The organism is Streptomyces sp. TP-A0874, from assembly GCF_001748085.1.
GTDB lineage: Bacteria > Actinomycetota > Actinomycetes > Streptomycetales > Streptomycetaceae > Streptomyces.
In genome coordinates this window covers 111,931-137,966 of record NZ_BBZK01000011.1, presented here as the reverse complement: position 1 = coordinate 137,966, position 26,036 = coordinate 111,931, and the positions used below count along the sequence as shown (strand labels likewise).

22 protein-coding genes and 1 riboswitch are annotated in these 26,036 nt (G+C 72.2%); of the genes, 12 read left to right on the top strand and 10 right to left on the bottom strand.

Going from position 1 to position 26,036, the window contains the following annotated elements; genetic code table 11:
• Positions 1 to 70: 70 nt before the first annotated feature.
• A complete protein-coding gene (fxsA, locus tag BGP73_RS19150) occupies positions 71 to 703 on the top strand; it encodes an FxsA family membrane protein (protein WP_069816568.1) in 633 nt (210 codons plus the stop codon).
• 338 nt (positions 704 to 1,041) lie between these two features.
• On the opposite strand, the gene BGP73_RS19145 is transcribed toward fxsA, so the two are convergent.
• On the bottom strand, positions 1,042 to 1,416 hold the full coding sequence (locus BGP73_RS19145) for an RNA polymerase-binding protein RbpA (protein WP_069816565.1): 375 nt from the start codon (positions 1,414 to 1,416) through the stop codon (positions 1,042 to 1,044).
• A gap of 505 nt (positions 1,417 to 1,921) precedes the next feature.
• Between BGP73_RS19145 and BGP73_RS19140 the strand changes: the two genes are divergently transcribed.
• Positions 1,922 to 3,424 carry an SCO1417 family MocR-like transcription factor gene (locus BGP73_RS19140; RefSeq protein ID WP_069816563.1) on the top strand — a complete coding sequence of 501 codons (1,503 nt, stop codon included), beginning with the start codon at positions 1,922 to 1,924 and terminating at the stop codon, positions 3,422 to 3,424.
• Between the two features lie 10 nt (positions 3,425 to 3,434).
• On the opposite strand, the gene BGP73_RS19135 is transcribed toward BGP73_RS19140, so the two are convergent.
• The 3 genes from BGP73_RS19135 to BGP73_RS19125 form a co-directional block, all read right to left on the bottom strand.
• The gene (locus BGP73_RS19135) at positions 3,435 to 5,009 is read right to left on the bottom strand and encodes a hypothetical protein (RefSeq protein WP_069816561.1); all 1,575 of its coding nucleotides are present in this window, start codon (positions 5,007 to 5,009) and stop codon (positions 3,435 to 3,437) included.
• A 12-nt stretch (positions 5,010 to 5,021) separates the two neighbouring features.
• On the bottom strand, positions 5,022 to 5,216 hold the full coding sequence (locus BGP73_RS19130; RefSeq protein ID WP_069816559.1) for a hypothetical protein: 195 nt from the start codon (positions 5,214 to 5,216) through the stop codon (positions 5,022 to 5,024).
• A gap of 149 nt (positions 5,217 to 5,365) precedes the next feature.
• Positions 5,366 to 5,941, bottom strand: coding sequence for a GNAT family N-acetyltransferase (locus BGP73_RS19125; protein WP_069816657.1), 576 nt, complete (start codon positions 5,939 to 5,941; stop codon positions 5,366 to 5,368).
• A 1,144-nt stretch (positions 5,942 to 7,085) separates the two neighbouring features.
• Between BGP73_RS19125 and BGP73_RS23675 the strand changes: the two genes are divergently transcribed.
• A complete protein-coding gene (locus tag BGP73_RS23675) occupies positions 7,086 to 7,457 on the top strand; it encodes a M23 family metallopeptidase (protein WP_244501266.1) in 372 nt (123 codons plus the stop codon).
• Positions 7,458 to 7,548: 91 nt separating this feature from the next.
• Here BGP73_RS23675 and BGP73_RS19115 read toward each other — a convergent pair whose 3' ends face one another.
• The gene (locus BGP73_RS19115; RefSeq protein ID WP_069816555.1) at positions 7,549 to 7,974 is read right to left on the bottom strand and encodes an OsmC family protein; all 426 of its coding nucleotides are present in this window, start codon (positions 7,972 to 7,974) and stop codon (positions 7,549 to 7,551) included.
• Between the two features lie 110 nt (positions 7,975 to 8,084).
• Complete coding sequence (locus BGP73_RS19110) at positions 8,085 to 8,462, bottom strand: ATP-binding protein (RefSeq protein WP_069816554.1); 378 nt, start codon at positions 8,460 to 8,462, stop codon at positions 8,085 to 8,087.
• Between the two features lie 411 nt (positions 8,463 to 8,873).
• Here BGP73_RS19110 and BGP73_RS19105 point away from each other — a divergent pair, with 411 nt between their 5' ends.
• The 8 genes from BGP73_RS19105 to BGP73_RS19070 all read left to right on the top strand — a co-directional run bounded on the left by BGP73_RS19105 (position 8,874) and on the right by BGP73_RS19070 (position 20,802).
• Positions 8,874 to 10,358, top strand: coding sequence for an LCP family protein (locus BGP73_RS19105; protein ID WP_170837887.1), 1,485 nt, complete (start codon positions 8,874 to 8,876; stop codon positions 10,356 to 10,358).
• 229 nt (positions 10,359 to 10,587) lie between these two features.
• A complete protein-coding gene (locus BGP73_RS19100; RefSeq protein WP_079127678.1) occupies positions 10,588 to 11,688 on the top strand; it encodes a cation diffusion facilitator family transporter in 1,101 nt (366 codons plus the stop codon).
• Positions 11,689 to 11,927: 239 nt separating this feature from the next.
• A complete protein-coding gene (locus BGP73_RS19095; RefSeq protein ID WP_079127677.1) occupies positions 11,928 to 14,297 on the top strand; it encodes a phosphoketolase family protein in 2,370 nt (789 codons plus the stop codon).
• A 33-nt stretch (positions 14,298 to 14,330) separates the two neighbouring features.
• Entirely contained in the window at positions 14,331 to 15,773 is a 1,443-nt protein-coding gene (gene gndA, locus BGP73_RS19090) for an NADP-dependent phosphogluconate dehydrogenase (protein WP_069816551.1), read from the top strand.
• Between the two features lie 148 nt (positions 15,774 to 15,921).
• Positions 15,922 to 16,956: a rod shape-determining protein gene (locus tag BGP73_RS19085; RefSeq protein WP_069816549.1), complete on the top strand. Its 1,035-nt coding sequence runs from the start codon at positions 15,922 to 15,924 to the stop codon at positions 16,954 to 16,956.
• Between the two features lie 342 nt (positions 16,957 to 17,298).
• Positions 17,299 to 17,450: riboswitch (cyclic di-AMP (ydaO/yuaA leader) on the top strand.
• Between the two features lie 3 nt (positions 17,451 to 17,453).
• Positions 17,454 to 18,665, top strand: a complete 1,212-nt coding sequence (locus BGP73_RS19080; protein WP_069816548.1) for a transglycosylase family protein — start codon at positions 17,454 to 17,456, stop codon at positions 18,663 to 18,665.
• A 446-nt stretch (positions 18,666 to 19,111) separates the two neighbouring features.
• Positions 19,112 to 20,218 carry a M23 family metallopeptidase gene (locus BGP73_RS19075; protein ID WP_069816546.1) on the top strand — a complete coding sequence of 369 codons (1,107 nt, stop codon included), beginning with the start codon at positions 19,112 to 19,114 and terminating at the stop codon, positions 20,216 to 20,218.
• 41 nt (positions 20,219 to 20,259) lie between these two features.
• Complete coding sequence (locus BGP73_RS19070; RefSeq protein WP_069816544.1) at positions 20,260 to 20,802, top strand: GNAT family N-acetyltransferase; 543 nt, start codon at positions 20,260 to 20,262, stop codon at positions 20,800 to 20,802.
• Between the two features lie 45 nt (positions 20,803 to 20,847).
• Here the strand turns inward: BGP73_RS19070 and BGP73_RS19065 are convergent, their stop codons facing one another.
• The 4 genes from BGP73_RS19065 to BGP73_RS19050 all read right to left on the bottom strand — a co-directional run bounded on the left by BGP73_RS19065 (position 20,848) and on the right by BGP73_RS19050 (position 25,417).
• Positions 20,848 to 22,968, bottom strand: a complete 2,121-nt coding sequence (locus BGP73_RS19065; protein ID WP_069816542.1) for a xanthine dehydrogenase family protein molybdopterin-binding subunit — start codon at positions 22,966 to 22,968, stop codon at positions 20,848 to 20,850.
• On the bottom strand, positions 22,962 to 23,975 hold the full coding sequence (locus BGP73_RS19060; RefSeq protein WP_069816540.1) for an FAD binding domain-containing protein: 1,014 nt from the start codon (positions 23,973 to 23,975) through the stop codon (positions 22,962 to 22,964). The genes BGP73_RS19065 and BGP73_RS19060 overlap by 7 nt, the downstream gene beginning before the upstream one ends.
• On the bottom strand, positions 23,972 to 24,535 hold the full coding sequence (locus BGP73_RS19055) for a 2Fe-2S iron-sulfur cluster-binding protein (RefSeq protein ID WP_069816538.1): 564 nt from the start codon (positions 24,533 to 24,535) through the stop codon (positions 23,972 to 23,974). The genes BGP73_RS19060 and BGP73_RS19055 overlap by 4 nt, the downstream gene beginning before the upstream one ends.
• 150 nt (positions 24,536 to 24,685) lie before the next feature.
• Positions 24,686 to 25,417 carry a VOC family protein gene (locus BGP73_RS19050; protein WP_244501272.1) on the bottom strand — a complete coding sequence of 244 codons (732 nt, stop codon included), beginning with the start codon at positions 25,415 to 25,417 and terminating at the stop codon, positions 24,686 to 24,688.
• A gap of 398 nt (positions 25,418 to 25,815) precedes the next feature.
• On the opposite strand from BGP73_RS19050, the gene BGP73_RS19045 reads away from it, so the two are divergent.
• Complete coding sequence (locus BGP73_RS19045) at positions 25,816 to 26,028, top strand: hypothetical protein (RefSeq protein ID WP_069816536.1); 213 nt, start codon at positions 25,816 to 25,818, stop codon at positions 26,026 to 26,028.
• The last annotated feature ends 8 nt before the right edge of the window (positions 26,029 to 26,036 follow it).

The following is a 26,036-nucleotide window of genomic DNA, read 5'->3' as shown; positions in this document are numbered from 1 at the left end:
CGGGGGGTGAACCGCGAACCGACGCCGTCGGCGCTCCCGTTCGAGGGGGGAGCGCAGGCACACTTGGACTATGACGACCGGTACTCCACAGCAACGTCCGCCCTCCCGCCCGGGACGCTCACGTCGGCGAAGCTTCGTACCCCTGGGCGTGGCCGCCTGGATCGTGCTGGAAATCTGGCTGCTGATCCTGGTCGCCGAGGCCGCCGGCGGGCTCACCGTCTGCCTCCTGCTGATCGCGGGCGTGATCCTCGGTGCCTACGTGATCAAGCGGGCCGGCCGACGCGCCTGGCAGCGCTTCGGCGAGAACCTGCGCCAGGTCCAGCACCCCGGAGAGCAGCCGGGAGCCGGCAGCACGGCGGGCCGGAGCACGGGGGGCGGGAACACGCTGCCCATGCTGGGCGGAATGCTGCTGATGATGCCGGGGCTGCTGTCCGACGTCGCCGGACTGCTCTGCCTCTTCCCGCCGACTCGGGCGGTGATCCGCCGTACGGCGGAGCGCACCCTGGCTCGGAGGATCGGTCAGTCCCAGCCCGGGGGCCTCGGTGAGGCGTACCAGCGGGCGTGGACGCAGCGTCCGGACGGCAAGATCGTGCGGGGCGAGGTCGTCCGGGACGGCGAGCGGCCCGAAGGAAAGGACGAACGCCCCGGAAGGCCGGACGAGCACCGCGGCGAGCAGGGTGACGAGCCGCCCCGGGACGGCTGATCACTGACCGGAGGGTCGAAGACTGCCCCGTTCCGCCCCTCCCGACGGGCGGCAGCCCCGACCGGACGGTGGAAGCGGAGTTGTCCGTCCAATTGCGCTGTCCGCCCACTGTGCCGCCCGCCCACTGTGCTGCCCACCCGCTCCCGGCGGACAGCGCAGTCGCCCGGGACGGGCGAGGAAGGGAGAGAACAGAGAGGAACAGAACGCCTCGGAACCGAATATCCGGTCCCGAGGCGCTCTGTCGTTGTGCTGTGTCGTGCACTGTTATCCGTCAGTGCGCCCGGCGTCGGTGCCCCGCAGATCGCGCTCGGCGAGCCGATCGTCGGCGACGACCGCCGTCAGGCGGACTTGCGGTTGTCGCGCGGGTGCACGGCGATGTTCATCGCACCGGACCGCAGGACCGCCAGCCGCTCGGCCAGCACCTCCTCCAGTTCCTCCCTGGTACGCCGCTCCATGAGCATGTCCCAGTGCGTGCGTGCGGGCTTGGCCTTCTTCTCCTCGGGGCCGTCTCCGTCCACCAGAAGTGCCTGGCCCCCGCAAGCCTTGCACTCCCACTCCGGAGGGATTTCCGCCTCTACCGAGAACGGCATCTCGAATCGATGGCCGTTCGGGCATGCGTACTCCACCGCCTGGCGCGGGGCCAGATCGATGCCGCGGTCGGTCTCGTAGCTGGTCACCACGAGTCGCGTGCCGCGGAGAGCTCGCTCACTCATGAATCGTGCCTCCCGGGCTTCTCGCCCACAGGACAGGTGTCGCTGTCGTCGTCATCCGTTCAACGTCCGGTCGGCGGTGAAGATTCCCGTTTCGGAACATGCGTCGCCCGTCGTGGCCTGTCGTGCCGCCCCCTGTTGTACCCACCGGCGCCCGGTTTGTCACATCCTGAGATGCGGAGTCACCTAGTGTTCGCCCGTCATTCCGGTCGGTGACGGGGTGCTCGGCAGGCCGAGGGCGTACACTACCGCCCTTTCCCTCCCGGCTCTAATCCCTTCCGGGGCGGGCGTGCCACCTCCCTCGGCCCGGCCGTGCCATCCGCCGGCGGCCCCGACCGGCTTCCGGGCTACGGCGGGCAGGTCAGCGGCGCGCGGGCGGCCGGTAGCCGATGCTGCGAGCCGCCTCGGGCGGCTCGGGGTGGACTGAGCGGCGCCCGGAACCGTGACACCATATGGCCTGGAATCGACGGCTTCCCCCGGCCAGTTCCCGAGAGGTGGACCGCGACAGATGGGTGAGTGGACCTCAGTGGTGGGCGCCGAGCAGCTCGCCAGGCTGCTGCGGTCGCAGAAGGCGTACGCGAACGGCACGGCGGCCGGTGGCCGACGGGTTTCGGCCTATCGCGCGCTCGCCGACGGTGTGCGGCTGCTCGTCCTCGAAGGACGCGTACCGGTCGCGGCGCGGCTCCCCGCCGAGCGCGAGCTGGCTGCCACCCTGGCGCTCAGCCGCACCACCGTCGCCTCCGCCTACGAAGCGCTTCGCGCCGAGGGGCTGCTGGAGTCGCGCCGCGGGGCCGGTAGCTGGACCACGCTCCCGGCCGGACGCCCGCTCCCCACCCGGGGGTTGGACCCGCTGCCCCCGGACACCGCCGGCAGCATGATCGACCTGGGGTCCGCGGCGCTGCCGGCGCCCGAGCCCTGGCTGACCCGGTCCGTGCAGGGAGCGCTCGAGGAGTTGCCCCCCTACGCCCGGACCCACGGTGACTTCCCGGCCGGCCTGCCCGAGCTGCGCCGGCTGCTGGCCGACCGGTACACGGCCGGTGGCATCCCCACCATGCCCGAGCAGATCATGGTCACCACCGGAGCCATGGGCGCGGTCGCGGCGATCTGCCACCTGTTCGTCGGCAGGGGGGAGCGGGTGGCCGTCGAGTCACCCTCCTACGCCAACGTCCTGCAGCTGATGCGGGAGGCCGGAGCCCGACTGGTGCCCGTCGCCGCGGGCGGCGATCCGCCCGGGTGGGACCTCCCGACCTGGCGCCAGGTGCTCAGGGAGGCCGCGCCGCGGATGGCCTACGTGGTGGCCGACTTCCACAACCCGACCGGCTCGCTGGTGCCCGAGGAGCAGCGCCGCCGGCTGGTGGCGGCCGCCCGGTCCGCGGGCACCCTGCTCGTCGTGGACGAGACCATGGCGGAGTTGCGGTTGGACCCGGAGACCGAGATGCCGCCGCCGGTCTCGGCCTTCGACCCCGCCGGCAGCACCGTGATCACCGTGGGGTCGGCGAGCAAGGCCTTCTGGACGGGCATGCGGATCGGCTGGGTGCGCGCCACCCCCGAGGTCATCCGGGCCTTGGTCGCCGCCCGGGCCTACACCGACCTCGGATCACCGGTGCTGGAACAGCTGGCGCTGATCTGGCTGCTGCGGAACGGCGGTTGGTCGGCGGCGCTGGAGGACCGCCGAGCCCAGGCGAGGGGGAACCGCGACGCGCTGGTCGGCGCTCTCCGCCGCCAACTGCCCGACTGGGAGTTCACCGTGCCGCACGGCGGTCTCACGCTCTGGGTCCGCACCGGCGGACTCTCCGGCTCCCGGATCGCCGAGGCGGGGGTGCCGCTGGGGGTGCGGGTCCCGTCCGGCCCCAGGTTCGGTGTGGACGGAGCCTTCGAGGGCTTCGTGCGCATGCCGTTCACGGTGGACGGCATGCTCGCCGAGACGGCGGTGGCCCGGCTGGCGGCGGCCAGCCGGGCGGTCGCGGGGGCGGCCGGACCCGTCCACGGCCCGGGCGGTCTCGCCGCCTGATCCGGCGGGTTCAGCCCTCGGCGCCCGCCGCGACGCCATCGTCACGGGCGCGCTCGGGAAGCAGGGCGAGGACCGCTCGCCGCCGCGCCGGAGCGCTGTCCTGGTCGTACGGGTCGGGTGTGGCGGGCACCTGGAGGCGCTGCACGGGACCGTACCCCGACCGGACGTAGCCGCGGCCCGGCGGGACGTGGGCGGGCGGTGTGGTGTGCGGAGGCACCCCGAGCGCCTCCTCCAGTCGGGCGGCCGATACCGGACCGAGCACCACCCGGGTCCCGCAATGCCCCAGGAGGCTCTCCTGCCGCTGGTCCGTGGAGGCCCCCCAGCCGCCGCCCGCTCCGTTGGCCGCGGTCTCCAGCCGGTCCGCGACGACCACGGTCACGTTCGCGGCCCGGCCGTGCCGCAACGGCGTGTCCAGCAACCGGCGCGGGTCGGTCCGGCCCTGGGCCTCGGCGAGGTGGCCGAGGAGCGCGGGCCGGTCGAGGAGGATCCACAGAGGTCGGCCGGCGTCCTTGCGGGGGTGGCCGAGGCGGTGTGCCCGGTGTGCTGACCGCAACCGCCGCTCGGTCTCCCGCGCCGCCCACTCCAGCCAGCTCAGGGCTCCGTCGAGGTCGCACACGACGGCCGCCACTCCCAGCCGGCCGGCCAGGCAGGCGTGGTCACCGTGGCCCCCGCCGTCCACCACCAGCACGTCCCCGTGGACCAGTGCCTGCAGGGCTACGGAGCGCAGCAGGGTGCTGGTGCCGCTGCCCGGTCGGCCCAGGACGGCCAGATGGGGCTCGGCGGGGCGGGGTCCGGTGCGCCACAGGACAGGGAAGGCCTGGCGCTCGGTGCCGTGTTCGGGGTCGACCACCGGGATGCTCCGCTCCGCCCCGGCCGGATCCGTGAACCCGAGCACCGTCTCGCCCGGAGCGGTGACGAACCGCTGGGCGCAGATGTCGCCGGCCAAGGGCGGGAGCACGCTGACGGTGAGGCGGTTTCCTTCCTCGTCCCAGTCGAACAGGTACTCCCGGCCCCGTCCGCACTTGGCGCTGAGCAGGTGTTCGATCCTCCCGCGGGCGGTCGGCTCGCCGTCGGGGAAGTACGCGGGGTAGCGCAGTTCCAGCCTGGTGGGCCGCCCGTCCTCGTCGAAGGAGTGGGGTGTCAGGGCGGCTCGCCAGTCACCGCCGTGGGCGTAGAGCGGATCGGGATCCTCGGGGGCGGAGAACGAGGGGATGAGCGCTTCGTAGAGCGCGGCGAGCCGTTCGCTCTCCTCCCCCGCCCGCCCCGGTTCGCTCCGAGGCCCCTCCCGACCGGCCCAGGCGGCGGTCAGCATCAGCGCGGCGAAGGCCAGTTGGGGACCGTGCGGAAGCAGGGCGACAGCCAGTAGGCACCCCGCGCCGAGCAGGACCGCGGGGCCGCGCCGCTGGCGGGGGAGTGCCGACCAGCCGCGCCGCCCGGCGCTGGCCAGGCGGCGCAGACCGCGGCTGATCACGAGCAGTGGGTGGAGCACGTCGCCGGCGCCGTCACCGGCCGTCCGGACGATCGCGCGACCGCGGCCGCTGGGGGCGGCGGAGGTGAGGATGCGGGGGAGGGGGCGCCGGGCCACGGGGCCTCCTGCCTAGAACTGGAGGTTCCCCAGGAGACTGGCGAGGCTCGCCCCACCTGCCTTGATGCTCGGGGCGAGAGCCGTACCCGCGAGGTAGAAGCCGAAGAGGGCGCAGACGGCGGCGTGGGAGGCCTTGAGACCGTCCTTCCGGAAGAAGAGGAAGACGATGATGCCGAGCAGGACGACGCCCGAGATGGTCAGGATCATGAGGTCTCTCCTGGTTGCTGGGGGAGGTCACCACGAGTCCCTCGATCGTCACAGCAAGTCTTCCCCGGAGAAAGATCCAAAAGGGTGATTAGTCGGGATATTCAGCCGGCTGGTCCAGGTGATTCCCCGTCAGTGATCGTCGCCGCCAACTACCGCGCTCCTGACGCCCCGGCAGAAGATTCCTCGTCGTCCCAGTCGGGCGGCGTCACCGTGCCGGAGAGCCAGTCGCGGCGCGTGATCGCGTACCCGACGGCATCGTGGACCTGCCCCTGTGCACCGGGCCAGGCCTCCCGATGGTGGGCTTCCTTGACATAGCCGCAGGACCGGAGGACCCGGCGCATCGGGTGGTTGTCCTGGCGGGTGGTGCCCTCGATGCGCCGGAGATCCGGGAACTCGGTGAAGAGATGCCGCGTGAGCCAGGTCAGCGCCCGGCGCCCGAGGCCTCGCCCTCGTCGGGCGGGGGCGATCCTCAGGTCGAACAGCGGTGTTCCGCCGTCGGATACGTCTGCCAGGTCGAACAGACGGACCAGGCCGACCCTCTCGCCGCTCTCCACGATCCAGTAGGTGCGGCTCCCGGCACCGTCGTAGTGGCCCTCGAGGACCCGCTGCCGGATGGTGTCGCGATCCGGCGTGGGGGCGCCGTGGAACGGCCATGAGCCTCCGACCAGGAAGTCGGCCAGCGAGTCGCCGTCGGCGGGGGCGAGGGGCAGGTATTCGGTGTCCACCGACCGCACCCTAAGGGCTGTTCCGGGGCCGCTGAGCGTCAGGGCGCGGCCGAGGTGTCGAGGCTGTCGTCGCGGGCCCCGCCGGGGGTGCGGGACGGCCCTTGGTACCGGACGGCGCAACGCTCACCCGATGGAGGCGGTCCGCGCGGAAAAACCGTGCCGACTTCGGTACGGCTGCCGACCTGCGCGATCGTGGCATTCGGTGGACCGGCTGATGCTCCGTTCGCTGGATCCGGCGCGGGTCGTGGCGCTGCGCGCTTGACGGGGTGTCGGGTTTGCATGGGTGGCGGAAGGCACGGAGACGCAGCGGGGAGACGCCCCGCCTCCCGCCCAGGAGCACCGCCATGCGCTGCACGCGGCACTTGTTCTCGGCGACTGCGGCCGCGCCGGCCCCCGTTCGTCGAGCCGGGGCTCGCCAGGTCGCCGACCACCCCGGGGCGTCACCCCGGTGCCCGGCAGACCCCGGAGGTCCGGAGGCGGGCGGATGCGCGAGGTGATCGCCCACCACACCCTCGCGGCCCGTCGGTGCGCAGCGGATCCACCCCCGGCCCCGGCGCGGGGCCGGCGCGGGGCCGGGCGGGGACGGTGTCCCCTCCGCCACGTCCGTCTCCTTCGGCGCCGAAGGAGACGGACGCCGATGCCGACCGCGGACGCTCCGCCGGCCCGCTGCCTGGGCGGTGCGGGCCGAACGGGTGCCCCACCCATCCGGGGCCGCCGGTTCCGGTGTGACGGATCGATATCGCTGAGCAGAAAGGGAGATCCCATGAGCCCGGTCTCGATAAACGGTGCACGGACAGCGACCCTCACGTCAGGAGAGGCACCCGGGGCGCGTCGAGTCTCCAAGATGATGTGCGGCAGCGCCCTGGGCATGGCCTGTGTGCTGCTCGCCGCGGGCACCGTCTGGGGGACGGAACACGCCCGGGAACCGGATGTCTGGGAGCTGAGTCGGGGTAGGGACGCCGAGGTGCAACTCCATACCGGCGGGGGGCATCACCACCACGGGGGCACGGGGGTGGACGGCCCGTGGCGGGGACACCGTTCCGACCGGCCGGTTAAGGCGGCCGCCGCGGTCGGCCACGGGGCGCCGGCCCCGGCCCGGCGGAGTCCGGCGAGAGGCTGGGCCCAGCCCGTCTCGTCGTTCTGGGTGTCGACACCCTACGGAGTACCGGGCAGCTGGATCGCCGGCCACCACACCGGAATCGACCTCGCCGTACCCGACGGCACACCGGTCCGGTCGGTCGGCGCCGGCACGGTCACCTTCGCGGGCTGGGGTGGTGACTACGGCCACATGGTGATCGTGCGAATGAAGGACGGCCACCACACGCTGTTCGCGCATCTGTCGAAGGTCACCTCCACCCAGGGCGACCGGGTCAGCGGGGGCGAACTCATCGGATACTCCGGGAACACCGGTAACAGCAGCGGTCCGCATCTCCACTTCGAGGTGCGGCGGGCCGCCGGCTACGGCTCCGACGTCGATCCGGTCAGCTACCTCGCCCGCCACGACGTCCACCTCTGAGACGCCCGCGCCGGACCGCTCCGGCCCGCTGCGGCGGGCCGGAGCCCCCGGTGCGGTCGGCGCGGGGGGCGTCCCCCGGTCCCGGTCACCCTCAGTCGAGCGCGGCGGTGAGGGTGATGGTGGTGGATGCCAGTGCCTGGCTCACTGGGCAGTTCGCCTTGGCCTCCTCGGCGGCGCGGAGGAAGGCCTCCTCGTCGATGCCGGGCACCTGGCCCCGCACACTCAGCGCGATCCCGGTGATACCGGTGCCCGGCTGCAGGGTCACCTCGGCCTGCGTCTCCAGCCGCTCCGGAGGCGTGCCGGCCTGTGAGAGACCGTTGGAGAGCGCCATCGCGAAGCAGCTGGAGTGGGCTGCCGCGATCAGTTCCTCGGGGCTGGTCTTCCCGCCGGCCTTCTCGGCGCGGGCCGGCCAGGACACCGGCTGGTCGGCGATGCCGGAGGAGTCGAAGGAGACGGTCCCCTTTCCCTGCGGCAGATCGCCGGTCCAGACCGTGTGCGCGGTGCGTGTGGTGGCCACGATGGTCCCTTCTGTGGCGGAGTTGGGTTCCTGCCGACGATGTTCGCCCGCCCGCGGCCGACTGGCGGCCCGACGCGCCGCCGGGTGACGGACGGGCCTCTCCCGAGCGATCAGAGCGCGCCCGGTCCGGAGAGGGACCAGGTGGCGCGCACCGTCTTGCCGTCCGGCCGCGGCAGGACCTCCACCCCTCCGGCCAGCCGCTCGACCATGAGGAGACCCAGCCCTCCGGCGCCCGAGAGGTCCGGTTCGCGGCGCGGGACGGGAGCGGTCCTGCTCAGGTCCTCCACGTCCACCACCAGCCGCTCGCGGTTCACCCAGAGGCACAGCCGCCACCAGCCTGCCGTGTGCTGGGCCGCGTTCGCCACCAGCTCGGAGACCACCAGCACCACCGCCTCGATGTCCACCCAGGCGCGGAACGTGGAGAGGAACTCGGCGGTCACACGACGGGCCTCGGCAGTGCTCGTCCGGCTCGAATCGACCACGACCATATGGCTGTGCCCCCTCACTCCTGCATCGCGCCCCCGAAGCCCGACCGCGGCCCGGCTGCGCGGCGCGGAAACGGGTGGTGGCGGTTCTGTGGAGCAACACCGTACGCGACGGGGCGCCGGGCCCGGGGCTCCGGTCCGTCCGGGTGGCGATGGGGCGCCGGGCGGCGCGGGGGCACCTGCGGACCCCGCGCCGGAGCTAACGTGCTGGTGCCCTTTCAGGCAGGGTCCGCCCCGCCGCCGCATCTGCTCCGCAGGCCCCGGCCACCGCTGGAGCCTTCGCCGCCGCAACGGCCGGAAGCCCTGGCAAGCCCGCTTCCGGGGAGCTCCGGCCGCCTCGCGGCCAACGGCGCCGGAGACGCTCCGCAGCGGGCGGATCCCTGCACCGTCAGTCCTGTTCCGCGGAGGTGCACCGTGTCCCGTACTCCCGCCGTTTCCCGTTCCGGATCCGCCGGTCCTCAACCGCCCGCCGCCCCGCGCCGCAGGTTCCCGCCGCTGCGGCGCATCACCGTCGCCGCCGCCGTCTGCGCGGCGCTGGCCTCCGGAGGGTCGGTCTGGGCCGTCACGGAGGCAGGGGGGGCGGACACCCTCGACCCCTTCAAGGGGCTGAAGGACCGCCCCAAGGCCGGTCCCGGCGTCAACCTGCTCCTGGTCGGCCTCGACCAGCGCAGGAACCTTTCCGCAGAGGAGAAGAAGCGTCTTCACGTCGGGGGCGCCGAGTGCAACTGCACCGATGTGATGATGCTCGCCCACATCTCCGAGGACCGCCGAAGGGTCAGCGTGGTCAGCATTCCCCGCGACTCCTACCTGCCCTTCGCCCCCCACTCCGACCTGGACGGCCGTGCCGAGACCGGCTCCGACACCAGCAGCGCGGTGACCCGGCACTCGGGAAAGATCAACGGAGCCTATGACCACGGCGGGCCGGCGCTCACCGTGGCCACCGTCGAACAGGCGACCGGCCTCCGTATCGACCATTACCTGGAGACCGACTTCAGCGGCTTCGTCGACACCGTGGACCGGCTCGGCGGCGGCACGGTCTGCTCCCCGGAGCCGCTGAAGGACGACAACTCCGGGCTCGACCTCGCCGCCGGAACCCACCGGGTGGACGGCCGCCAGGCGCTCCAGTACGTCCGGGCCCGCCACCTCAACCCGCCCGGTGACCTCGGGAGGGTCCGCCGCCAGCAGCGCCTCGTCTCCGAGTTGATGAGCAAGCTCTCCATCCGCGAGGCGCTGGAGCACCCCGTGTCCGCGATCGGCACCGCCAGGGAACTGCTGACCTCGGTCCGCACGGACAAGGGCCTCACCCCGGCCCGGCTGGTGGCGCTCGGCAGATCGCTGCGTCACCTGTCCGCGGAGCACACCGAGTTCGCCACGGTGCCCATCGCCGACTTCGACCACCGGGACCCGAAGTGGGGTTCCTCCCTGCTGTGGGACGAGGACCGAGCCGCCGAACTCTTCGACAAACTGCGGCGGGACCGGCCCCTCACCCCCGACGAGCGGACCCGCCCGGGCCGTCCCAAGCCGGCCGAGATGGAGCCGAGCAGCGTGCAGGTCCGCGTGGCCGGGTGGCGGGGGGACACCGGTGCCAGCCGAGTGGCGGACGGGCTGCGGGAGAACGGCTTCACCGTCGTCGACGACTCCCGGGCGCCCGAGGCCGACCGGAGCCTTCGTGATCCGGACGCCGGGCAGACCGAGATCGTCTACGACCCGTACTGGGAGCGCTACCTGTCGACGCTGACCACAGCGCTCCCGAACGCCCGGGTGCGCCCGGTCGAGGGCCACGGCCAGGTCTTCCAGGTCACCGTCCGGGGCGGCTCGGGCAAGGTCACCCCGGTGGTGTACGACCGGAGCAGCGTCTCGGGTGCCGCGGTGACCGGCAAGGAGCTGAACTGCGACTGATCCCCGAGGCCCCGCCCGGCAGCGCCAGCGCCGCCGGGATCGGGAAGCCCGCCGTCCGGGGCCCGTGCCGGAGCCTCGGACGGCGGGCGGCGTCCGCTGTGCGCACCCGCGAGGCGCCGGCGGGCCGCTGGCAGCGCGACGCGCCGGTGGCCGACAGCGCCATGAGGGTGCGTCAGCCCCGGGCACGCGCCGGCTCCGGGGCGGAACTCTGAGACGGTGAGGGGTGCCGATGGCCGGTTCCCGCAGGTACCAGCGACCCGCGGCAGAGGAGACGAGCGGTCGCGAAGGGCCGCCGGGCGGAGCAGATCCCCCGCCCCGGCCTGGCGGCCGGTGGGCCGGCAGGGGCGAGGACCGGACCACACGCCGGACGGTGCTGGTAGCGCTCGCCGCGAATCTCGTCATCGCCGTCGCCAAGGCCTTCGCCGGCATCCTCTCGGGCTCCCCCGCGCTGCTCTCCGAGGCCGCGCACTCCGTCGCCGACGGCTTCAACGAGGTCTTCCTCCTGGCCTCACTCAAACGCAGCAGGCGTGCCGCCGATCGGGAACACCCCTTCGGTTACGGCAAGGAGCGGTACTTCTGGTCGCTGCTGGCGGCCGTCGGGATCTTCGTGATGGGCGGCTGCTTCTCCTTCTTCCAGGGCGTGGAGGCCCTCAGATCGCGCGGTTCGGAGGACCGGACCGGCTACCTCGTCGCCCTCGGGGTGCTGGTCTTCGCCCTGGCGGCCGAGAGCGCCTCGCTGGCCAAGGCCGTGCTCCAGGTACGGGGCCAGGCGCGGCGGGCGGGCCGTGGTCTGCTCCGCGAGGCGCGCAGCGGGAAGGACCCCGCCCTGCGCACCGTGCTCGCCGAGGACAGCACAGCCTGCCTCGGGGTGCTGCTGGCCATGGTGGGGGTGGGCCTGCACATGGTCACCGGGGACATCGTCTACGAAGCGTGCGCCTCGATGCTCATCGGCGCCCTGCTGGTCTACGTGGCCTACCAGCTGGGCCGGGCGACGCGGGAGCAGTTGATCGGGGAGGCGCTCGACCCGGGCCTGCAGCGCGAGATCCACCGCTTCCTCGACGAGCAGCCCGAGATCGACGCCGTGGCCGCGCTGCTGACGATGCGGATGGGCACGGAGTCCGCGCTGGTCGCCGTCCGGGTGGACCTGGTCGGCGGGCTGGACAGCGAGGAGGTCGAGGAGGTCAGCGAGCGGATCAAGTCGGCGATGGGAGCGCGGTGGCCGGTGGTCGACCAGATCTTCCTCGACATCACCGAAGCCTCGGTCGAGGACCGCAAGCGCGCCCGACGGGTCCGTCGGGCGCTCGAACGGGCCGCGGACGAGGAGGAGTAGACCGTGCCGGCCGCCTGACGCGGCCCCGGGACCGTCCTCCTCGTCCGGCGGTCCCCGCGTCCCCGCGCGGGTGGCGGCGCGCGGCCGCCTCCCGGTCCGGAGGACGGCTGTGGGGTCGGGCAGCGCGCCGCCGGCAAATCCGGGAATAACGCATCGAATAGCAGATAATCGAGCGAATCGACAGCCTTCCCTGCGATGAGGAACGGCAGGGGCACGTCAGCGAGCGAAGGGCGTTGAGCATGGCCACGGCTTCGGTACCGGGTCTGAGCGACGAGGACCTCTCCACCATCGACCGCTACTGGCGGGCGGCCAACTACCTCGCCGCCGCTCAGATCTACCTGCTGAGCAACCCGCTGCCCGCGGGCCCGCTCACCCCGGAGCACATCAAACCGCGGCTGCTGGGCCACTGGGGGACGACACCGGGACTCAACCTCATCTACGCCCACCTCAACCGGGTCATCTCGGCGCGCGACCTCAACGCCATCCACATCACCGGCCCCGGACACGGCGGTCCGGCCACCCTGGCCTGCTGCTGGCTGGACGGAAGCTACTCGGAGACCTATCCGGACGTGCCGCGCGACGGAGTCGGCATGGCGCAGCTGTTCCGGCAGTTCTCCTTCCCCGGCGGCGTGCCCAGCCATGTGGCTCCGCAGACACCCGGGTCCATCCACGAGGGCGGCGAACTGGGCTACTCGCTCAGCCACGCCTACGGAGCGGCGTTCGACAACCCCGACCTGATCGTCGCGGCGATCGTCGGGGACGGTGAGGCCGAGACCGGCCCGCTGGCCGCGGGGTGGCACGGCAACAAGTTCCTCGACCCGGTCCACGACGGCGCCGTGCTGCCGATCCTCCACCTCAACGGTTACAAGATCGCCAATCCGGCGGTGCTGGCCCGGATCCCGATGGCGGAACTCGACCAGCTGCTGCGCGGTTACGGCCATGATCCGGTCCATGTCACGGGCGACGACCCGACCGAGGTGCACCACGCTCTCGCCGCGGCTCTCGACCACTGCCTGGACCGCATCGCGGAGCACCAACGGGCCGCCCGGGAGGAGGGGATCACCGAACGCCCCGCGTGGCCGATGATCGTACTGCGCACACCCAAGGGGTGGACCGGGCCGAAGACCGTCGACGGACGCCCGGTCGAGAACACCTGGCGCGCCCACCAGGTGCCGCTACCCGAGGTGCGGGAGAACCCCGAACACCTCGAGCAACTGGAGGAGTGGCTGCGCTCCTACCGCCCGGAGGAACTCTTCGACCGCGCCGGTCGCCCGCGCCCGGAGGTACTCCGGCACGTTCCGACCGGGGACCGCAGGCTGGGGTCGAACCCGCACGTCAACGGCGGCCGGCTGGTGCGCTCTCTACCGCTGCCCGACCCCGCCGACTACGCCGTCGACGTGCCCCGTCCCGGCGCCACCCTGCACGAGCCGACCCAGGTCCTCGGCGACCTGCTCCGCGACCTCATGCGGCGGACCGCCGACCGCCGCGACTTCCGCCTCTTCGGCCCGGACGAGACCGCCTCCAACCGGCTGCAGCGGGTCTACGAGGCCACCGGAAAGGGCTGGCAGGCTGAGGTCCTCGGGGTGGACGAGGACCTCAGCCGGGACGGGCGGGTGCTGGAGGTCCTCTCGGAGCACAACTGCCAGGGCTGGCTGGAGGGCTACCTGCTGACCGGGCGGCACGGGCTGTTCTCCTCCTACGAGGCCTTCATCCACATCGTCACCTCGATGGCGAACCAGCACACCAAGTGGCTCCAGGTGTCCAGAGGACTGCCCTGGCGGATGCCCATCGCCTCCCTGAACTACCTGCTGACCTCACACGTCTGGCGGCAGGACCACAACGGCTTCTCCCACCAGGACCCCGGCTTCATCGACCACATGGTCAACAAGGACCCGGAGACCATCCGGGTCTACCTGCCGCCGGACGCCAACACGCTGCTCGCCGTGGCGGGCCGGACCCTGGACTCCCGGGACCTGATCAACATCGTGGCGGCGGGCAAGCAGCCGTGCTTCGACTGGCTCGCCATGCGGGACGCGGTCCACCACGTAGACCGCGGCATCAGCGTCTGGGAGTGGGCGGGCAACCGCACCGACCGGGAGCCGGACGTCGTACTGGCCGCCGCCGGGGACGTGCCGACGCAGGAGACCATGGCCGCGGCCGCCCTGCTCCGGCAGCACCTCCCGGAACTGGCCGTCCGGGTCGTCAACGTCGTCAACCTGATGCGGCTGCTGCCCGACACCGCGCACCCCGACGGGCTCAACGACCGCGGCTTCGACGCCGTCTTCACCGCCGACAAGCCGGTCATCTTCGCCTACCACGGCTATCCCTGGCTGATCCACCGGCTCACCTACCGCCGTACCGGGCACGACAACCTCCATGTCCGCGGCTACAAGGAACAGGGAACCACCACCACCCCGTTCGACATGGTGGTGCTCAACGACATGGACCGCTTCAGGCTGGTGATGGACACCATCGACCGGGTGCCAGGATTGGCACTCAGGGCCATCGGGGTCCGGCAGCAGATGAAGGACAAGCGCAACGAGCACCGGGCGTACATCCGGAAGCACGGTGAGGACATGCCGGAGATCCGCGAGTGGTCCTGGAGTTGAAGCCCGATCCAACCGAATCCTGGAGTCGAACACATGGGCACAATGGCGCAGATCGGGGTCACCGGCCTCGCGGTGATGGGACGAAACCTGGCGCGGAACTTCGCGCGGCACGGGCACACCGTCGCCGTCCACAACCGGACGGCCGCCCGGACGAGGTCGCTGGTCGAGGAGTTCGGACACGAGGGGACGTTCGTACCCGCCGAGAGCGCCGAGGAGTTCGTCGCCTCCCTGGAGCGGCCCCGCCGGCTGGTGGTCATGGTCAAGGCGGGTGCTCCCACCGACGCGGTGATCGAGGAGTTCGCACCGCTGCTGGAGCCCGGCGACATGATCATCGACGGCGGCAACGCGCACTTCGAGGACACCCGCCGGCGCGAGGCGGCGCTCCGGCAGCAGCAGATCCACTTTGTCGGCACCGGGATCTCCGGCGGTGAGGAGGGGGCGCTCCACGGGCCGAGCATCATGCCCGGCGGATCGGCCGAGTCCTACGCCGCGCTCGGCCCGCTGCTGGAGGACATCGCCGCCAAGGCCGAGGACGGCGCCCCCTGCTGCACCCACATCGGTGCGGACGGCGCCGGGCACTTCGTGAAGATGGTGCACAACGGCATCGAGTACGCCGACATGCAGCTCATCGCCGAGGCGTACGACCTGCTGCGCGGTGTCGCCGGCTACGACCCGGGCCGGGTGGCCGAGATCTTCCGCGGCTGGAACACCGGGCGCCTGGACTCGTACCTGATCGAGATCACGGCCGAGGTCCTGGCCCACACCGACGCCGAGACGGGACGGCCGTTCGTGGACGTCGTGGCCGACCGCGCCGAGCAGAAGGGCACCGGGCGTTGGACCGTGCAGACCGCGCTCGACCTCGGGGTGCCCGTCTCCGGGATCGCCGAAGCCGTCTTCGCCCGCGCCGTCTCCGGCCACGCCGACCTGCGGGCGGCGGCCCACGGCCTGCCCGGCCCGGCCGCCGGCTCGCTCGGCCCGGAGGCGGCCGAGCGCTTCGCCGCCCAGGTCGAACAGGCCCTCTACGCCTCCAAGGTGGTCTCCTACGCCCAGGGCTGGAACATGATCAGCTCGGCCGGCCAGGAGTACGGATGGGACATCGACCTCGGAGCCGTCGCCGCCATCTGGCGCGGCGGCTGCATCATCCGAGCCGCCTTCCTGGACCGGATCCGGGCAGCCTTCGCCGCCGATCCGGGGCTCCCCACTCTCCTCGCCGACCCGGAGTTCGCCGCCGAACTCGGCGCCGCCCAGGAGGCCTGGCGCACCGTGGTGGGCACGGCTGTCGCCCACGGCATCCCCACCCCCGGCTTCTCGGCCGCGCTCGCCTACTACGACGCGCTCCGCGCCGAACGCCTGCCCGCAGCGCTGACCCAGGGGCAGCGGGACTACTTCGGGGCCCACACCTACCGTCGTACCGACCGGGAGGGCAGTTTCCACACACTCTGGAGCGGTGACCGCACGGAGCAGCGGACCGACTGAACCATCAGCCGCGCGGATGGCCGTCCTGCCGTCCGCGCGGCTGGATCGCCACACTCTTTCGAGGGAGGCACAGAGTGGCGAGCCGGTCCCCGACGGCTGAGCCGTGAGGCTGGAGAGCCGGGGCTCACGGCGAAAGGTAGGGCTGCTCATGCCTTGGTCTCCGTCTCCGGGCGGATCACTTCTCGCGGTCGATCTCGGCACCTCTCGCACTCGGGTGAGAGGGACGGAGAAACTGCTGTTCGAAGGCGCCTCGGCGATCGCCGTGGACACCTCGAACCACAAGGTCGTGGCGATCGGCGACCACGCACTACGGATGGTGGGGCGGACCCCGCCGGCCATCGAGGCGATCGCCCCGGTCAGCCGCGGGGTGATCACCCACTTCGACGCGGCCACCCGGTTGCTCTGGTATGCCATGGGCGGGGGCCGCCGGCGGATTCGGCGGGCCTGGATGGCGCCCCGGGTGGTGATGGGCGTCCCCGCCCGCGCCACACCCGTGCAGCGCCGGGCCGCCGAGGAGTCGTTGGCGCAGGCCGGCGCCCGAGCGGTGCACCTGTTGCCCAAGGGAGCACTGGCCGCCATCGGCGCGGGGCTGCCCGTGCGGGAGACGACGGGCAGCCTGGTGGTGGACATCGGTGCCGGCACGACCGAGGTGGCCGCCCTCGCCTTCGGCACCGTGCTGGCGACCGAGTCCACCAACGCCGCCGGGGACGCCTTCAGCGCCACGCTCGGCCGCCACCTGCTGCGCGAGCACTCCGTGGCGCTCAGCCCGGAGGCCGCCAAAGCAGCCAAGGTGGCCCTCAGCCGGGCGGCGAAGGGCGCCGACGGTGAGCAGCGACTGCGCGTCGGAGGCCGCGACCGGGTCACCGACCTGCCGAAAACCGCCTTGTTGACCCCCTCCGAGCTGCGGAGCGTCGTCGAACCGGAGATCGAGTCCATCGCCGCCGCGGTGAGCCTCGTCCTCGGGCGCTGCCCGACCGCCGTCGTCGACGACATCACGGCCCGGGGACTGGTGCTGACCGGGGGAGGATCCCTGCTGAACGGTCTTCCGGAACGGTTGGGGAAGGCGGTGGAGATGGTGGTGCACCACGCGGTGTCCCCCCGCACCTCGGTGGCCGACGGGGCGACGCGGTGGCTCACCGATTTCGCGCCCGGCGAGCGGCAGCAGATGCTCTCCGCCCTGTGAACGGGGGCGGCTGGCGCCAGCCGGCCCTGTTGACAAGCCGCAAAAGTTTCTAATCGGACAGTGGTGACGCGTCTCACACCCTCTGGTGGTTTCGGTGACGAAGCGCACTCGCCAGGCCCCGGATCCGCACTTCATTGACTGTGTGCATTCACCCAAAGGCAGTGAGTGAGCAATCTGGTCGCATATCGGCAGAGATCCGCTCCGTATCGTGACCGGTGTCCGGCGGGCTCTGACGACTTTCTTGCTCTTTGGAAATGCATCCGTCTAGCTTTTGCGCTGCCGCCGAAACCAGTGGGCGGCCGTCCATCCGCCGGAGCGCCTAATCCTGCCGCCGGCTGGGAGCAACTGACTACGCACACGGCAGGAGCGGGGGACCCAGGTAAGTGCCGTACATGCGAACTCGCGTGCACGGCTTGGGGTGAAGCCGCGACAGCGGCCGGGCAACTCCAGCCCGAACCCGACAGCTCACCTCGCAGGCGTAGGAGAGGAAGCATCCTATGTCTCGCGGACGTCATCGCCGTCCTCGTAAGAAGCGCATATCCCTCACCGGTCTGGCTGTCGCCGTGGGCGGCGCGGGCTTCGCCCTGCCGCTCGTCGGCGCGACCAGCGCCAGTGCCGCCTCGGTGGACACCTGGGACAAGGTCGCCGAGTGCGAGAGCAGCGGCGACTGGAGCATCAACAACGGCAACGGCTTCTACGGAGGTCTGCAGTTCACGCAGTCCACCTGGCAGGCCTTCGGGGGCACCCAGTACGCGCCTCGGGCGGACCTCGCCACCAAGGACCAGCAGATCGCGGTGGCCGAGAAGGTGCTCGAGGGGCAGGGCCCCGGCGCCTGGCCGCTCTGCTCGGTCAAGGCCGGGCTCACCCGGGGCGGCGCGGCTCCGCAGGTCAACCCGGACGGGGAGCAGAAGACCGAGCCCAAGGCTGAGGCGAAGGCCCAGCCCAAGTCCGAGCCCAAGTCCGAGCCCAAGGCGGTCGAGAAGAAGGACTCCGAGTCGAAGGCCGAGGCCCAGGCCCCGGCGGGCAAGGAGGGGGACTACACCGTCGTCAGCGGCGACACCCTGTTCAAGATCGCCAAGGCGGAGGGTGTCAAGGGTGGCTGGCCCACGCTCTACAAGGCCAACAGCGCCGTGGTCGGCGAGGACCCGGACCTCATCTACCCCGGCCAGAAGCTCTCCCTGACCGCCCGGGGGCAGGCGGCCGCCACCAAGACCTCCGACGCTCCCAAGGCTGAGAAGAAGGCCGAGCCCAAGGCGGAGCAGAAGGCCGAGCCCAAGGCCGCCGAGCAGACGGCCTCCAACACCTCCGGCTACACCTCCCCGGTGGACGCCGGTATCGGCACCCCCTACCACCAGAGCGGCGGCAGCTGGTCCAGCGGTTACCACACCGGTGTGGACTTCCGGGCCGCCAGTGGGACCCCGGTGAAGTCCATCGCGGCCGGTGAGGTCGTGGCCGCCGGTGACGGTGGTGCCTACGGCAACCAGGTCGTGATCCGTCACGCGGACGGCAAGTACAGCCAGTACGCCCACCTCTCGCAGCTGTCGGTCCAGGTCGGCCAGAGCGTCGAGGGCGGCCAGCAGATCGGGCTGTCCGGTTCCACCGGCAACAGCACCGGTCCGCACCTGCACTTCGAGATCCGCACCGGCCCCGACTACGGCTCCGACATCGACCCCGTCGCCTACCTGCGGGAGCACGGCGTCAACCTCTGAGTCCGGCGCCTTTCGGGCCGCACCGCTGGCCCGTCTGCCAGGACGAGTGCCCGTCCCCGGGGAAGAACCGGGGACGGGCACTCGTCGTTCCACGGGCGGGAACCGCCGTGATGACAGCACCTGAAAGGGGTGGGGCCCGCGACCGGCCGGCAAGCGTCACAGCGCCTCGGTGCCCCGCGGTTCGGGGAGTCCGGAAGTGCGGTCCGCCCCCGTCGACGGTCGGCGGACGCTGGGCGGTGAGCGGCGGTCGACCCCTTGATCCGGTGCCGTCGCCGGAGGGGATCCCGGACCGTTTCGTTCCGGTTCTTCCCCCGTATGTGCTCTTGCCGGTATGGAACCGGGTCCCTAGCCTTTGAACGCCCGCCGACACCTCACCGCGGGCACTTTCCGCGGCAGCACTGGCGTGAACCGGCTTCCCGGCGCACGCCACGGGAGAGGAAGGTGCCATGTCCGGACGTGGACGCCATCGCCGGTACCAACCCAACCGGGTCGGACAGGCATCCCTCGCCGTCACCGCCGGCGGCGCCGGGCTCGCCCTCCCACTGGTGGGTGTGGCCGGTGCCGGGTCGGCCTCGGCGGACACCCGGGACGAGGCCCGGCAGACCGGGGGCGGACAGCACCCGGAGCCCTCGGTGGACGACAGGGAGGCGTCCCCCGGAAAGGCGCCGCAGCCGGCCGCGGAGTCGAACGGGAAGGCGGCACCGCGATCCGCCGCCACTGACGTCACCACACCGCCCTCGGCCCACGTGGGCACCCGAGCGTCGTACGTGGTGGTCGGCGGCGACAGCCTCTCCGCGATCGCCGAGCGGCAGACCGTGGAGGGCGGCTGGCCCAGCCTCTACCGCGCCAACCGGCAGGTGGTCGGTGCCGATCCGGACCTGATCTTCCCCGGACAGCGCCTCGCGCTGCCTGAGGCGGCGGCCAGCCCGGCCCCGTCCACCGACCGGGACTCCCCACCGAAGAAGGCCGACCGGCCCGGGGCGTCGAAGAAGATCGACCGCCCGGCGGGGGACAAGAAGGAGGAGCCCCGGTCTGAGGCCTCGCCCAAGGCGGAAGCCCCTGCCAGGGCCGCCCCGAAGTCGGAGCCGGCCGCCAAGCCGGGGAACGACCGGAAGCGACCTGCCTCCGCGGGGTTCACCGCACCGGTCCGCGGTGTGGCACCGAGCACCGCCTACCGGGCGGCCGGGGGCAGTTGGTCCAGCGGCCACCACACCGGCGTGGACTTCCCGGTGCGCCTGGGGACCTCGGTGAAGGCGGTCACCGCCGGCACGGTCGTCTCCGCCGGCTGGGCCGGGGCCTACGGCTACGAGGTGGTCATCCGGCATCCCGACGGCCGGTACAGCCAGTACGCCCATCTGTCGCAGCTGTCCGTCCGCGCGGGGCAGTCCGTGGCGGCCGGGCAGCAGGTGGCCCGCTCCGGCTCCACCGGGAACAGCACCGGTCCGCATCTGCACTTCGAGGTCCGTACCGGACCCCACTACGGGTCCGACATCGATCCGCTCGGCTACCTACGCGCCCACGGCGTCGACGTTCAGGACTCCGCGTCGCCCTGATTCGTTTGCCGCGGGACAAACCGTTCGGATAGGAAGCTCGCATGTTGAGGGGCAGCAAGGTCGGGCTCAGAGCCCGGCATGAGGACGACATCCCGATCCTGCAGGCCGAGCTCCACGACGACGTGGTCAATCACTCGCGCTCCGACGGCGCGCCCTGGCGGCCGATCACCCCGGGCTCGGAGGGCTCGCAGTTCGCGGTGGACGACAAGGAGCAGCGCCTCGTCCCGTTCTCCGTCGTGGAGTTGGACGGCGGAACCCTGGCCGGGACCGCGGCGCTGTGGGGCATCGACAACCACAACCGGTCCGCGCACATCGGGCTGGGGCTGCTGCCGTCCTCCCGTGGCAAGGGGTACGGCACCGACGTGGTCGCGGTGCTGTGCCACTACGGTTTCGTCGTGCGCGGCCTGCACAGGCTGCAGATCGAGACGCTGTCGGACAACGCCGCTATGCTGCGCTCCGCCGAGCGCAACGGCTTCGTCCGCGAGGGTGTGCTCCGCTCCGCGGCCTGGGTGATGGGCGAGTTCATGGACGAGGTGTTGCTCGGGCTCCTCGCCGAGGAGTGGAAGGCCAACTCGAAGGGCTGAGGCCGCCAGCCGTCTGTGCCGTCAGCCGTCCCCGACCAGCTTCGGTCAGCCGCGTGGCAGGGCCCACTCGGCCATCCCGGGGAGCAGCTTCTCCGGTTGGACGGGCAGGTCCCGCACCCGCACCCCGGTCGCGTGGTGCACCGCGTTGGCGATCGCCGCCGCCGTGCCGACGATGCCGATCTCACCGATGCCCTTCGAACCCGTCGGCGTGAAGTGCGTCTCCTCCTCCTCGATCCAGTGTGCCCGGACGTCGAGGACATCGGCGTTGACCGGTACGTGGTAGGAGGCGAGGTCGCGCTCGGCGTGGTCGCCGAAGGCCGGGTCCATGGTGCTGTTCTCCATCAGCGCCATCCCCACGCCCATCGTCATACCGCCGAGGAACTGGGAGCGGGCCGTACGCGGGTTGAGGATGCGACCGGCGGCGAACACGCCCAGCAGCCGCCGGACCCGCGTCTCGCCGGTGTCCATGTCCACCTGGACCTCGGCGAACTGTGCGCCGAACGCCCGTCTGGCGTACTCCTTGGACAGCATCGCGATGTCCTCGGTGGTGTCGGCGAAGGCGGCCAGGCCGTTCGACGGCAGTGGTCCGTCGTGTTCGGCCAGCAGCCGCAGCAGCTCCCGGCAGGCCCGGTGGACCGCCCATCCCCAGGAGGCCGTGCCGCTGGAGCCGCCGGCCACCGATCCCCGGGGCAGGTCGCTGCTGCCGATCTCGATGTGCACCCGGTCCAGCGGTGCGCCCAGGGCGTCCGCCGCGATCTGGGCGAGTACGGTCCGGGCCCCGGTGCCGATGTCGGTGGCGTTCACCCGTACCCGGTAGCCACCGGAGGGCTCGGCCTGTGCCTCCGCGCAGGAGGGGGCGACCTCGGTCGGGTATCCGGAGGAGGCCACACCGGTACCGATGAGCAGCCTGCCCTCCGTCCGGGAGGCCGGCCGCGGATCGCGGTCCGCCCAGCCGAAGAGCCGCGCTCCCTCGGTCAGGCACTCGGCCAGCCCCCTGCTGCTGAACGGCAGTCCGGAGTCCGGCTCGGTCGCGGTGTCGTTGCGCAACCGCAGCTCGACCGGGTCGATGCCGCAAGCGAAGGCGAGTTCGTCCATCGCCGACTCGAGAGCGAACATGCCGGAGCACTCGCCCGGGGCGCGCATCCACGACGGGGTCGGTACGTCGAGCCGGGTCACCCGGTGCGTGGTACGGCTGTGCGGGCTGGCGTACATGGTCCGGGACGCGGTGGCGGACTGCTCGACGAACTCCTTGAGAGTGGAGCTGTAGGTGACCGCCTCGTGTGCCAGCGCGTCGATCCGGCCCCGCCGGTCGGCTCCCAGACGCATCCGCTGCTCGGTGCCGGGCCGATGGCCTACCAGCGAGGGCATCTGCGCCCGGCCGAGCGCGAGCTTGACCGGGCGGCCGGTCTCGCGGGCCGCCATCGCCGCGAGGGGCAGCTGCGGGCGGGGGCTCCCCTTGGAGCCGAAGCCGCCGCCGACATGCTCGGACACCACGGTCACCCGCGCCTTGTCGAGGTCGAAGAGGGCGGCGAGGACTTCCTGGGTCGGGCTGGCCCCCTGGCTGGAGTCGTAGACGAACAGCCTGGAGTCCTCCCACACGGCTGTCGACGCGTGCGGTTCCATGGGGTGGTTGTGCAGTGCCGGGATGCGGTAGACGGCGTCCAACCGGGTCTGCGCCGCGGTGAACGCCGTGTCGAAGTCCCCGCGCTCCCGGTCGGCCGGGAACCCTCCGTTCGCCTTCTCCGGCGTGTACAGCCCGGGATGGTCCGCCCGAAGCAGGACGTCGTGCGGTTCGGCACGGTATTCGACCTGGACCGCCGCGGCGGCGGACTGCGCCGTCTGCAGGGTTTCGGCGACGGCCAGCGCCACGCACTGGCCTCGGTGTGCCACCCGGGGCGACTGGAGCACGGCGAGGGTGCCGTCGCCCACGTCGGCGAGGCGGGGCGCGTTCAGGTGGGTCAGGACGGTCAGCACACCGGGCTGGGCGAGCGCCTCCGAGGTGGCGATCGAGGTGATCTCGCCCCGGGCCACCGCCGCCGTCACCGGCCAGGCGTACACACAGCCCGGCATCGGGTGTTCCGTAGCGTAGCGGGCGGTGCCGGTCACCTTGGCGCGGCCCTCCAGACGGACGGCGGGCGAGCCCAGCTCCTCCGAAGTGGTCACCACTGATCCTCCTCCCAGTCGGCGAATGCCCCGCCGGCCAGCTCCAGAAGTGTCCGGACGGCCATGTTCCGCACCAGTGGCACCTTGAATGCGTTGTCCCGCAGCGGCTCGGCGGCGGCCAGTTCGGCTTCGACCGCCGAGGAGAAGGACTCGACGGTGGCCGGGGCGCCCAGCAACTGCTCCTCCGCGGTCCTGGCCCGCCAGGGTTTGGCCGCCACCGCCCCCAGGGCCAGCCGCACCTGCCGCACCGTGCCCTCCGCCACCTCGAGAAGCGCGGCCACCGATCCGATCGCGAAGGAGTAGGAGGCCCGGTCGCGGGCCTTGCGGTACGCCGACCGCACGGTCGGCCGGACCGGCCCCAACTCGACATGGGTGATGAGTTCGCCGTGTTCCAGCACGGTGTCGCGCTCCGGCTGGTCCCCGGGGAGCCGGTGCAGCTCGGTGACCGGGAGCCGCCGAGCGCCGGACGGCCCGCGGAGGAGCACCTCGGCGTCGAGTGCGGCGAGGGCCACCGCCATGTCGGAGGGGTTGGTGGCGATGCAGTGCTCGGAGGCGCCGAGGATGGCCAGGTCGCGGTGGACCCCCTCGATGGCGGGGCAGCCGGAGCCCGGATCGTGCTTGTTGCACGGTTTGCTGACGTCCTGGAAGTACAGGCACCTGGTCCGCTGCAGCAGGTTCCCGCCCACTGTGGCGGCGTTGCGCAACTGGGGCGAGGCGCCGGAGAGCAACGCCTGGCAGAGCACCGGGTAGCGGTCGCGGACCGTCGGTTCCGCCGCCAGGGCGCTGTTGCTGACCGCGGCGCCGATGCGCAGCCCGCCGCTCTCGGTGGGCTCCACCGAGCCGTGCGGCAGCCGCCCCACGTCCACCAGCAGGTCCGGGCACTCCACTCCGAGCTTCATGAGGTCGACCAGGTTGGTGCCGCCGCCGAGGAACCGGGCACCCGGCACCGAGGCCAGAGCGGTGACGGCAGCCTCCGGATCGTCAGGCCGCTGGTAGCGGAACGTCTTCATCGGACTCCCTCCTCCCGCCCTTCGACCAGGCCCGCGCGGGCCACGTCGTCGACCGCGCGGAGGATGTTCACGTACGCCCCGCAGCGGCAGATGTTTCCGCTCATCCGCTCCCGGATCTCCTCGTCGGACGGGGGCACGGGCTGCTTGACGGAGGCGTCGGGCGAGGTCACCGCGCTCGGCTCGCCCCCGGCCATCTCCTCCAGCGCGCCGGCCGCGGAACAGAGCTGACCGGGTGTGCAGTAACCGCACTGGAAGGCGTCGCGGTCCAGGAAGGCCTGCTGCAGCGGATGCAGCCGCTCACCTTCGGCCAGTCCCTCGACGGTGGTGATCCGGGCCCCGTCGTGGGCCACGGCCAGCAGCAGGCAGCTGTTCATCCTCCTGCCGTCGACCAGGACGGTGCACGCTCCGCACTGCCCGTGGTCGCAGCCCTTCTTGGTGCCCACCAGGTCCAGTCGCTCACGGAGCGCGTCCAACACGGTGGTGCGGTTGTCCACCTCCAACTCGTGTGCCTTCGCATTGACGTAGAGGGTGACCGCGCTCGAGTGAACCGGTGGGCCCATGGGTTCCTGGCTCCTGCCTTTCGGAGCGGACAGACTTCACCTTCGGTAACCCGAACCGCAGTGGGTGAAACCGGGGTGCGCGGCTGTCACCCCTGTGCTGCGGGCCGGGCCGTCCTTCGGCCGTCTCGGCCGCTCGGCGGAACCCCCGGGTCAGGGGCCGCCGGTCGACACCGTGAAGAGGCCGCCCTCCCGGTCGCAGATCGTGGCCTCGCGCCCGAAGGGGGAGTCGTTGGGCGCGGTGATCACCCGCCCGCCGGACTGCTCCGCGTGGTGCGCCGCGAGATCGACGTCCGGGACTGCGAAGTACACGTGCCACCGCGGTCTGACGTGCGGGTTGGGCGCGGTCTCCAACGCGCCGCCGCGGAGGCCGGCCACGGTGAAACCCCCGATCCGCACCATCACCTGGTCGTGTTCGTAGCGGACCTCCGAGCGTCCCGGACCCTCGGGGTCCCAGCCGAGCACCTCGCCGTAGAAGATCGCCGCGGCGAAGGCGTCCCGGGTACGCAGCTCGAGCCAGACCGGAGCCCCGGCACCACGGCCCACCCGCCAGTCGGGATCGCTGACGCCCTCCCAGATCCCGAACGTCGCGCCGGCCGGATCCGCCGCCCAGGCGACTCGGCCGTTGCCGAACTTCATCGGGCCGACGGCCACGGTCGCGCCACGCTCCCGGATGCGGTCGGCGGCCTCGTCGGCGCTCTCCACCGCGAAGTACGCGGCCCAGGCGACGGGGAAGTGCATGGTGCGGGAGGTGGTGTTGATCCCCGCGACGGGGATGCCGCCCGCCATGGCCACCGTGTAGTCGTCGTCCGGTCCGGAGGGCTGGTAGTCCCAGCCGAGCACCTCGCGGTAGAACTCCTTGGCGGCCTCCGGATCCCGGGACATCAGGCTCACCCAGCACGGCGCTCCCTGCAGGGCTTGCATGGAGACCGACATCCGGGTGCCTCGCTCTCTCGGATTCGTGCCGCGCGGTGGTCCGGCGGTCCGCTGGCTACTGTGCCACCCCGGGCCGCCTCCGGCACGGCAGCTCACCCGTGCGGCGCGCGCCGGACGGGGGAACCAGCCCAAGCCACCTGACCTCGCCCGATGCCGTACCGGGGCGCGTCTCGGCGAACGGGCGCGCCCCACCGAGCCGGCGCGCGGTTCTTCCTCCCGGACAGCCGATCACGCGCTGCACGCCGTCGCTCTCCGTGGCACAGTGAACGAACGGGCGCATGCGTGCACATTTGAGCGCTCGGGTATGTGACGGTCATGGACATCAGCGCCGAAGGGAGCTGTTCCTCATGGAAGCGAAGTTGGGCGATGTGCTCTCCCGGTTCCTGGCGGCCCTGCCGCCCGACGAGCGTGCCTGGGTCGAGTCCGAACCGGTCGACCGGCAGCAGCAGATGGCCGGCCAGTGGGTGCTGGCCCGTCCTCCGGTAGCCGGCACGGTGTGGGCCGGCGACCGGCAGCAGGCCGCCGCACTCAGGGTGCTGTCGACCCACCGGTTCGTCTGACCGGCCTC

Coding starts and splice junctions, on each gene's coding strand:
- fxsA (WP_069816568.1), top strand. CDS start 71: ATGACGACCGGTACTCCACAGCAACGTCCGCCCTCCCGCCCGGGACGC.
- BGP73_RS19145 (WP_069816565.1), bottom strand. CDS start 1,416: ATGAGTGAGCGAGCTCTCCGCGGCACGCGACTCGTGGTGACCAGCTAC.
- BGP73_RS19140 (WP_069816563.1), top strand. CDS start 1,922: ATGGGTGAGTGGACCTCAGTGGTGGGCGCCGAGCAGCTCGCCAGGCTG.
- BGP73_RS19130 (WP_069816559.1), bottom strand. CDS start 5,216: ATGATCCTGACCATCTCGGGCGTCGTCCTGCTCGGCATCATCGTCTTC.
- BGP73_RS19110 (WP_069816554.1), bottom strand. CDS start 8,462: ATGGTCGTGGTCGATTCGAGCCGGACGAGCACTGCCGAGGCCCGTCGT.
- BGP73_RS19100 (WP_079127678.1), top strand. CDS start 10,588: ATGGCCGGTTCCCGCAGGTACCAGCGACCCGCGGCAGAGGAGACGAGC.
- BGP73_RS19095 (WP_079127677.1), top strand. CDS start 11,928: ATGGCCACGGCTTCGGTACCGGGTCTGAGCGACGAGGACCTCTCCACC.
- gndA (WP_069816551.1), top strand. CDS start 14,331: ATGGGCACAATGGCGCAGATCGGGGTCACCGGCCTCGCGGTGATGGGA.
- BGP73_RS19085 (WP_069816549.1), top strand. CDS start 15,922: ATGCCTTGGTCTCCGTCTCCGGGCGGATCACTTCTCGCGGTCGATCTC.
- BGP73_RS19080 (WP_069816548.1), top strand. CDS start 17,454: ATGTCTCGCGGACGTCATCGCCGTCCTCGTAAGAAGCGCATATCCCTC.
- BGP73_RS19075 (WP_069816546.1), top strand. CDS start 19,112: ATGTCCGGACGTGGACGCCATCGCCGGTACCAACCCAACCGGGTCGGA.
- BGP73_RS19070 (WP_069816544.1), top strand. CDS start 20,260: ATGTTGAGGGGCAGCAAGGTCGGGCTCAGAGCCCGGCATGAGGACGAC.
- BGP73_RS19060 (WP_069816540.1), bottom strand. CDS start 23,975: ATGAAGACGTTCCGCTACCAGCGGCCTGACGATCCGGAGGCTGCCGTC.
- BGP73_RS19055 (WP_069816538.1), bottom strand. CDS start 24,535: ATGGGCCCACCGGTTCACTCGAGCGCGGTCACCCTCTACGTCAATGCG.
- BGP73_RS19050 (WP_244501272.1), bottom strand. CDS start 25,417: ATGTCCCGGGATCCGGAGGCCGCCAAGGAGTTCTACCGCGAGGTGCTC.
- BGP73_RS19045 (WP_069816536.1), top strand. CDS start 25,816: ATGGAAGCGAAGTTGGGCGATGTGCTCTCCCGGTTCCTGGCGGCCCTG.